Source organism: Paracoccus sp. UBA889 (assembly GCA_002294185.1).
GTDB lineage: Bacteria > Pseudomonadota > Alphaproteobacteria > Rhodobacterales > Rhodobacteraceae > Paracoccus.
Map to the genome: position 1 here is coordinate 1 of DBFD01000012.1, position 7,405 is coordinate 7,405.

Annotated in this window: 5 protein-coding genes and 1 pseudogene; all 6 read right to left on the reverse strand. The window is 63.9% G+C overall.

The features are described from left to right. Nucleotides 1-89: 89 nt before the first annotated feature. Complete coding sequence (gene fusA, locus B4L36_RS01370; protein ID WP_292951152.1) at nt 90-2,213, reverse strand: elongation factor G; 2,124 nt, start codon at nt 2,211-2,213, stop codon at nt 90-92. Nucleotides 2,214-2,231: 18 nt separating this feature from the next. Next, the gene (gene rpsG, locus B4L36_RS01375) at nt 2,232-2,702 is read right to left on the reverse strand and encodes a 30S ribosomal protein S7 (RefSeq protein WP_292951155.1); all 471 of its coding nucleotides are present in this window, start codon (nt 2,700-2,702) and stop codon (nt 2,232-2,234) included. Between the two features lie 12 nt (nt 2,703-2,714). Next, nucleotides 2,715-3,086 (reverse strand): 30S ribosomal protein S12, encoded by a 372-nt coding sequence (rpsL, locus tag B4L36_RS01380; RefSeq protein ID WP_022705687.1) that lies wholly within the window; start codon nt 3,084-3,086, stop codon nt 2,715-2,717. A 234-nt stretch (nt 3,087-3,320) separates the two neighbouring features. Further along, complete coding sequence (locus tag B4L36_RS01385) at nt 3,321-4,172, reverse strand: glycosyltransferase (RefSeq protein ID WP_292951216.1); 852 nt, start codon at nt 4,170-4,172, stop codon at nt 3,321-3,323. Between the two features lie 5 nt (nt 4,173-4,177). Continuing rightward, nucleotides 4,178-5,113 (reverse strand): DMT family transporter, encoded by a 936-nt coding sequence (locus tag B4L36_RS01390; protein ID WP_292951219.1) that lies wholly within the window; start codon nt 5,111-5,113, stop codon nt 4,178-4,180. A 380-nt stretch (nt 5,114-5,493) separates the two neighbouring features. Beyond that, nucleotides 5,494-7,405 (reverse strand): annotated as a pseudogene (locus B4L36_RS01395) (DNA-directed RNA polymerase subunit beta'); the annotation flags it as partial.

Genomic DNA, 7,405 nt, shown 5'->3' on the forward strand with positions numbered 1-7,405 from the left:
CGTTCAAACTTTGCCTTTGCCATGGGCGTGGTTCCTCGATTCTTTCGTTGTTGCGTGACGGGCGGAAGTCACCTTCCGCCCTGCCCTGATCAGGCGTATTTCTTCTGGATCTCGTCCGAGATGTTCTGCGGCACGCCTTCGTAATGGTCGAACTGCATCGTGAACACCGCGCGGCCCGAAGACATCGAGCGCAGGTTGTTGATATAGCCGAACATGTTGGCCAGCGGCACGAACGCGTCGATGACGTTCGCGTTGCCGCGGCTGTCCTGCCCCCGGACCATGCCGCGACGGCTGGTCAGATCGCCGATGATCGAGCCGGTATATTCCTCGGGCGTCACCACCTCGACCTTCATGATCGGCTCCAGCAGCTTGGCGCCGGCCTTGCGCAGACCCTCGCGCATCGCGGCACGCGCGGCGATCTCGAAGGCCAGAACCGACGAGTCGACATCGTGGAAGGCGCCGTCGATCAGCGCGACCTTGAAATCGATGACCGGGAAACCGGCCAGCGGACCCGAATCCATCACCGACTTGATGCCCTTTTCGACGCCGGGGACGTATTCCTTGGGAACCGCGCCGCCCACGATCTTGCTTTCGAACGAATAGCCCTCGCCCGGTTCGGTGGGCGTGATGACCAGCTTGACGCGCGCGAACTGACCGGTGCCGCCGGTCTGCTTCTTGTGGGTATAGTCGATCTCGGCCTGAGACGAGATGGTCTCGCGATAGGCCACCTGCGGGGCGCCGATATTCGCCTCGACCTTGAATTCGCGTTTCATCCGGTCGACGAGAATGTCGAGGTGAAGCTCGCCCATCCCCTTCATGATCGTCTGACCCGATTCCAGATCGGTCTCGACCCGGAACGAGGGATCCTCGGCGGCCAGACGTTGCAGCGCCAGACCCATCTTTTCCTGGTCGGCCTTCGACTTCGGCTCGACCGCGATCTCGATCACCGGATCCGGGAAGGTCATGGTCTCCAGCACGACCTGCTTGGACGCATCGCACAGCGTGTCGCCGGTCGTCGTCTCCTTCAGGCCCGCCAGCGCGATGATGTCGCCGGCGAAGGCCTCGTCGATCTCTTCGCGGCTGATCGAGTGCATCATCATCATCCGGCCGATGCGCTCGCGCTTGCCCTTGGTCGAGTTGACGATCGAATCGCCCTTCTTCAGCACCCCGGAATAGATCCGGGTGAAGGTCAGCGAGCCCACGAAGGGGTCGTTCATGATCTTGAACGCCAGCGCCGAGAAAGGCGCCGAATCGTCGGCCGGACGTTCGATGTTGCGGGTCTCGGTCTCGTCATCGGGGCTGAAGCCCTTCAGCACCGGCACGTCGATCGGCGCCGGCAGGAAGTCGATGACCGAGTTCAGCAGCGGCTGCACACCCTTGTTCTTGAACGCGGAACCGGCCGTCACCGGGAAGAACGACAGCGACAGCGTGCCCTTGCGGATCAGCCTGCGCAGCGTCGCCTCGTCGGGCTCGTTGCCGTCAAGATAGGCTTCCATCGCATCATCGTCCTGCTCGACGGCAAGCTCGATCATGTTGTTGCGCCATTCCTCGGCCTGATCCTTCAGCTCGTCGCGGATCGGCTGACGAACCCAGCTTGCGCCAAGGTCTTCGCCCTTCCAGACCCATTCTTCCATCTTGATCAGATCGACGATGCCTTCCAGCTTGTCCTCGGCGCCGATCGGCAGGGCGATCGGACACGGGATGCCACCGGTGCGGTCCTTGATCATCTTCACGCAGTTGAAGAAATCGGCGCCGATCTTGTCCATCTTGTTGACGAACACGATGCGCGGAACCTTGTAGCGGTCGGCCTGGCGCCAGACGGTTTCGGTCTGCGGCTCGACCCCGGCATTGGCGTCCAGCAGACAGATTGCACCGTCCAGAACCGCCAGCGAACGCTCGACCTCGATGGTAAAGTCGACGTGGCCCGGCGTGTCGATGATGTTGAAGCGATACTTCGTGTCCGAAGTGCCGTCGGCAGTCGGGTCTTCCTGGCGCTGCCAGAACGTGGTGGTCGCGGCAGACGTGATGGTGATGCCGCGTTCCTGTTCCTGTTCCATCCAGTCCATGGTCGCGGCGCCATCATGCACCTCGCCCAGCTTGTGCGACTTGCCGGTGTAGAAAAGGATACGCTCGGTCGTCGTCGTCTTGCCGGCATCGATGTGCGCCATGATGCCGAAGTTACGGTAACGCTGCAGCGGATAATCGCGTGCCATGGATGGGGTCCTTTCGCTTTACCAGCGGTAGTGGCTGAACGCCTTGTTCGCGTCGGCCATCTTGTGGGTGTCTTCGCGCTTCTTGACGGCGGTGCCGCGGCCGTTGACGGCATCGGCCAGCTCGCCTGCAAGGCGCTCTTCCATCGTGTGCTCGTTGCGCTTGGCGGCGGCGGTGATCAGCCAGCGGATCGCCAGCGCCTCGCGACGGATCGGACGAACCTCGACGGGCACCTGATAGGTGGCACCACCGACGCGGCGCGAACGCACCTCGACCGAGGGCTTCACATTGTCGAGGGCCTCGTGAAAGACTTCGATCGGCTCGCGCTTCAGACGGTTCTCGACGCGCTCCAGCGCGTTGTAGACGATCCGCTCGGCAACCGATTTCTTGCCGTCAACCATCAGGTTGTTCATGAATTTGGTCAGCACGCGATCGCCATATTTGGCATCGGGCAGGATTTCGCGCTTTTCAGCGGCGTGACGACGGGACATTCCGGAATCTCCTTACTTCGGACGCTTGGCGCCGTATTTCGAACGACGCTGACGGCGATCCTTGACGCCCTGGGTATCCAGCACACCGCGCAGGATGTGATAGCGGACACCCGGAAGGTCCTTCACGCGGCCGCCGCGGATCAGCACGACGCTGTGTTCCTGCAGGTTGTGCTTTTCGCCCGGAATGTAGGAAATGACCTCGAAGCCATTCGTCAGGCGCACCTTGGCGACCTTGCGCATGGCCGAGTTCGGCTTTTTCGGCGTCGTCGTATAGACGCGCGTGCAGACGCCACGCTTCTGCGGGCATCCTTGCAGGTGCTGCGACTTGCTGCGCTGCACCTTGGGCTGCCGCGGCTTGCGGATCAGCTGTTGAATCGTCGGCATTCGGTTCCCCGTCTTGCTTCTCGTCAATACTCGCAGCCGGTCGGCTGCGCCACTTCTCGACGGCGATCTGCGCGAATCGCAAAACGCCAAAACCATCCGGCCCCATGGCGGGGTGGACGGGTCAAATTCCAGAGGATCGGGGCGTTCGGACCCGGATCGTGACCACACAGGTTCTGGTGCCCGATGCGGTTGCCCGCCGGGTGACGGGGCGTATAGGGGGAATCGGAGAGGCTGTCAACACGACCGCCCCGGCCGCGAAGGATCAACTCGCGGCAGCGCCGCGGCCTGCCGTTCCAGCGACGTGCGGCGCAGTCGGAATCTTTGGCGCAGTTGCCGGTCCAGCGCCTGATCGTCATCCATGGTCCAGGGCAGGCCCGGCCCCATGGCCCCGGAATCGCTGTCGCCATGGATCGAGCGCAAGAACATCAGCGGTCTGGTCACAGCGACGCCGGGCATCCATTGCGGCAGCCTGGAATGGTCGTAATGCAGTGCCGTCTCGGCGGCCTCGGGGCCGAGAAAGATGGTCAGGGCCACGCCCATGTTGTGACAGATGCGCGGCGTGACCTTCAGCCTGCCCTCGGCGAATTCGATCATCAGCCCGCGCGAATAATCCAGCGACAGCTTGCGATCCACCTTCCACAATGCCTTGATGCGGCGAAAATCGCGCCGCGCCGCGGCGATGTAATCGACCGCCACCGCATCGTCGTCATCATGGCGGAAATGGCCGATCACCTCGGCCCGCGGATCGACATGGGGCATGATCGCCGCCCGGCAAGCGGCCAGGTGCCATTGCATCGGCGGAATCAGTTCCAGCCGAAGCTGCGGAACCTCGAGGCAAAGATCGCGCAGCAGCGACAGCCACGGCTCTGGCAGATCGGGTCCGGTCATCACCACCAAGGTGAAATCGGGATCGGTCTGCGCGCGCCAGGCCGGCAGCGCGACCTCGCTGAACCAGAACCAGCGCCGCGCCAGCCTGTCGGGATCATAGAGATGGGCGCGGCGTTCCTGATAGCTGTCATGTTCGACCTGATAGCCACGCAGTCCCACATAGGAAAAGCGGCAAAGCCCCAGCATTTGAACCCGCATCGCGACTACCGCCTTCCCAGCTGCGCCTCGCGCCAGATCGTGTAGACGCCCGCACCCACCACCAGCGCCGATCCGGTCCAGGTCCACAGATCGGGCCATTCCCCGAAGATCACCAGCCCGGCAACGATCGCGACCAGAAGCGAGACATAGCGGAACGGCGCGATATAGGAAATCTCGCCCATCCGCATCGCCGAGACGGCACTGACATAGCCGATGGTCAGGAAACCGCCGCCCATCAGCAGCAGCCCGATCTGTGACGGCCCGGGCATCACCCATCCCTGAAACAGGCTGGCCACCAGCCCAAAGGCGCTGACAGCCACGGCGGCGTAGAAGGCGATGGTTTCGGAACTGACCGCCCGGCTGAAACCGCGCGTGGCCAGATCACGCAGCGCGATCAGGATCATGGCGCCCAGAGCGACCAGAGACCAGATTCCAAAGGCTCCGCTGCCCGGGCGCAGGATGATCATCACCCCCAGCAGCCCGATCACCACCGCCCCCGTCCGTCGCCATCCCAGGCTTTCGCCAAAGATCAGCGCCGCGCCCAGCATGATGACCAGAGGCAGCGATTGCATCACCGCCGACAGATCGCCGATGGCCATGCGCTGCAAGGCGTTCAGAAACAGCAGGGTCGAGCCCAGTTCGCCCAGGACACGCAGCGCCATCGGGATGCGCTCGGGCCGGGGCAGCCTCAGCCTCAGGCCGCCACTGCGATACGCCAGCAGCGCGATGGCCGCCATGACCGCCAGCCCGCGCAGGAAGATCGCCTGATACAGGGGCATCTCCTGGGTCACGAATTTCATCACCGCGTCGTTCAGGCCGAACCCGACCATCGACAATGACATCAGGGCGGCGCCGCGCAGATTGTCGCCCGGCTGATGCGGCTGTGTCGCGATCGAGGCCGGACTGACCCGGCGAAATGGTGAAATCAGCGGTGCACGCATTGCGGCTGCCCTCTTGTCCTGGGGAAGCGTTAGGGTTCCGAAGGGTCAGGCACAAGGGGGCGTGTTCTTGCCCCCCGGCAGCAAGCATCGCAGGACGCGGGGTATCGCTGCCCCCCGGACCGGCACCGCACATGGCACGGGCCAGCACGGGCCTTGCGGGCGGGCCGCAAGGATCCCTCGGGTGGTCCGTTCCTCGAAGACCTGCGCCCTTTCGATATTCGCAGCAACAGTGTCAAGACGCCTGTCCCGGCTGTGCGGGGCATTGTCCCTCAAGGCCTTGCAGAACTCGTTTCCGCGCTGCCGCCGATCCTTGAGCGAACCAGAAAAAAGGCCCGGCGCAGCCGCCGGGCCTTCTTTCTCATGTCTTCATGCGGTGACGATCACTCGTCGCCGCCGGCCTCGGGCATATCCGCCATGACCGGTTGCGCTTCGGGCGCGGCCAGCGCGGCGGCGGCCTCGGCCTCGGCCTTGCGGGCCTCGATCACCTCGGCATCCCGATCGGCGGCGATCTTGCGCACGCGGGTCGTGGCCCCGCCGGTGCCCGCCGGGATCAGACGGCCGACGATGACGTTCTCCTTCAGCCCGACCAGCTTGTCGCGCTTGCCCTGAACGGCGGCCTCGGTCAGCACGCGCGTCGTTTCCTGGAACGAGGCGGCCGAGATGAAGCTGCGGGTCTGAAGCGATGCCTTGGTGATGCCCAGCAGCACCGGCTCGCCCGAGGCCGGACGGCCCCCCTTGGCTTCGATCTTGGCGTTCTCCTGCTCGAACTCGTCGCGCTCGACATGCTCGCCCTTCAGCAGCGTCGTGTCGCCGCTATCGATGATCTCGATCTTCTGCAGCATCTGGCGAACGATCACCTCGATGTGCTTGTCGTTGATCTTCACACCTTGCAGGCGATAGACGTCCTGCACCTCGTCGATCAGGTAGTCGGCCAGCGCCTCGATCCCCATGATCCGCAGGATATCGTGCGGCGCGGGGTTCCCGTCCATGATGTAGTCACCCTTCTGCACGAAGTCGCCTTCCTGCACCGGGATGTGCTTGCCCTTGGGCACCATGTATTCGACGGGCGCCTGATCCTCGTTCGAGGGCTCGATGGAGATGCGTCGCTTGTTCTTGTAGTCCTTGCCGAACCGCACATGACCGTCGATTTCCGCGATGATCGCGTGATCCTTGGGCCGACGAGCCTCGAACAATTCCGCGACGCGGGGAAGACCCCCGGTGATGTCCTTGGTTCTGGCACCTTCGCGCGGGATCCGGGCGACGACATCACCCGGACGGATTTCCTGCCCGTCCTCGACCGACAGGATCGCATCCACCGACATCGGATAGGTGACGGGGTTGCCCTGTTCGTTGCGCACAGGCTCTCCGCCCTCGCCGACGATCAGGATTTCCGGCTTCAGATCGTTGCCTTTCGGCGCACTGCGCCAATCGGTCACGATCTTCTGCGTCATCCCGGTCGCATCGTCCGTCTCGTCACGCACCGAAAGGCCGGTCGTCAGATCGACGAACTTCGCGACACCGCCCTTTTCGGCGATGATCGGCAGGGTGTAGGGATCCCATTCGTACAGCTTGGCGCCGCGGATCACCCGGTCGCCTTCCTTCACGAACAGCTTGGAGCCATAGAACAGCTTGTGGCTGGCCCGTTCCTGCCCCTGATCGTCCATGATCAGCAGTTGCATGTTGCGCGACATGACCACCATTTCGCCACTGGCGTTGGTCAGCGTGCTTTCGTTGCGGAACTGCACGCTGCCCTCGTGCGAGGCCGCCTGGAAGGATTGCTGGCCACCCTGCGCGATACCGCCGATGTGGAAGGTCCGCATCGTCAGCTGGGTGCCCGGCTCGCCGATCGACTGGGCTGCGATGATGCCCACCGCCTCGCCGATATTGACCAGCGTGCCGCGCGCCAGATCCCGACCATAGCACAGCGCGCAGACCCCGTCCTCGGATTCGCAGGTCAGCGCGGACCGGATGCGGACCGATTGCACGCCCGCCTGCTCGATGGCGTCGGCCTTGCGTTCGTCGATCAGCTCGCCACCGCGGATGATGATCTCGTCGCCGCCCGGAACCAGAACATCCTCGGCCGCGGTGCGCCCCAGAATGCGTTCGGACAGCGGCGCGATGACCTCGCCGTCATTGACGGCGGCCGAGGCGGTGATGGCCTGTTCGGTGCCGCAATCATGATCGCGGATGATGCAATCCTGCGCCACGTCGACGAGACGACGGGTCAGATAGCCCGAGTTCGCCGTCTTCAACGCCGTGTCCGACAGACCCTTGCGGGCGCCGTGGGTCGAG

What these genes read in the sequence shown, in the direction of transcription:
- fusA (WP_292951152.1), bottom strand. Translation starts at nt 2,213, where the DNA reads ATGGCACGCGATTATCCGCTGCAGCGTTACCGTAACTTCGGCATCATG.
- rpsG (WP_292951155.1), bottom strand. Translation starts at nt 2,702, where the DNA reads ATGTCCCGTCGTCACGCCGCTGAAAAGCGCGAAATCCTGCCCGATGCC.
- rpsL (WP_022705687.1), bottom strand. Translation starts at nt 3,086, where the DNA reads ATGCCGACGATTCAACAGCTGATCCGCAAGCCGCGGCAGCCCAAGGTG.
- B4L36_RS01385 (WP_292951216.1), bottom strand. Translation starts at nt 4,172, where the DNA reads ATGCGGGTTCAAATGCTGGGGCTTTGCCGCTTTTCCTATGTGGGACTG.
- B4L36_RS01390 (WP_292951219.1), bottom strand. Translation starts at nt 5,113, where the DNA reads ATGCGTGCACCGCTGATTTCACCATTTCGCCGGGTCAGTCCGGCCTCG.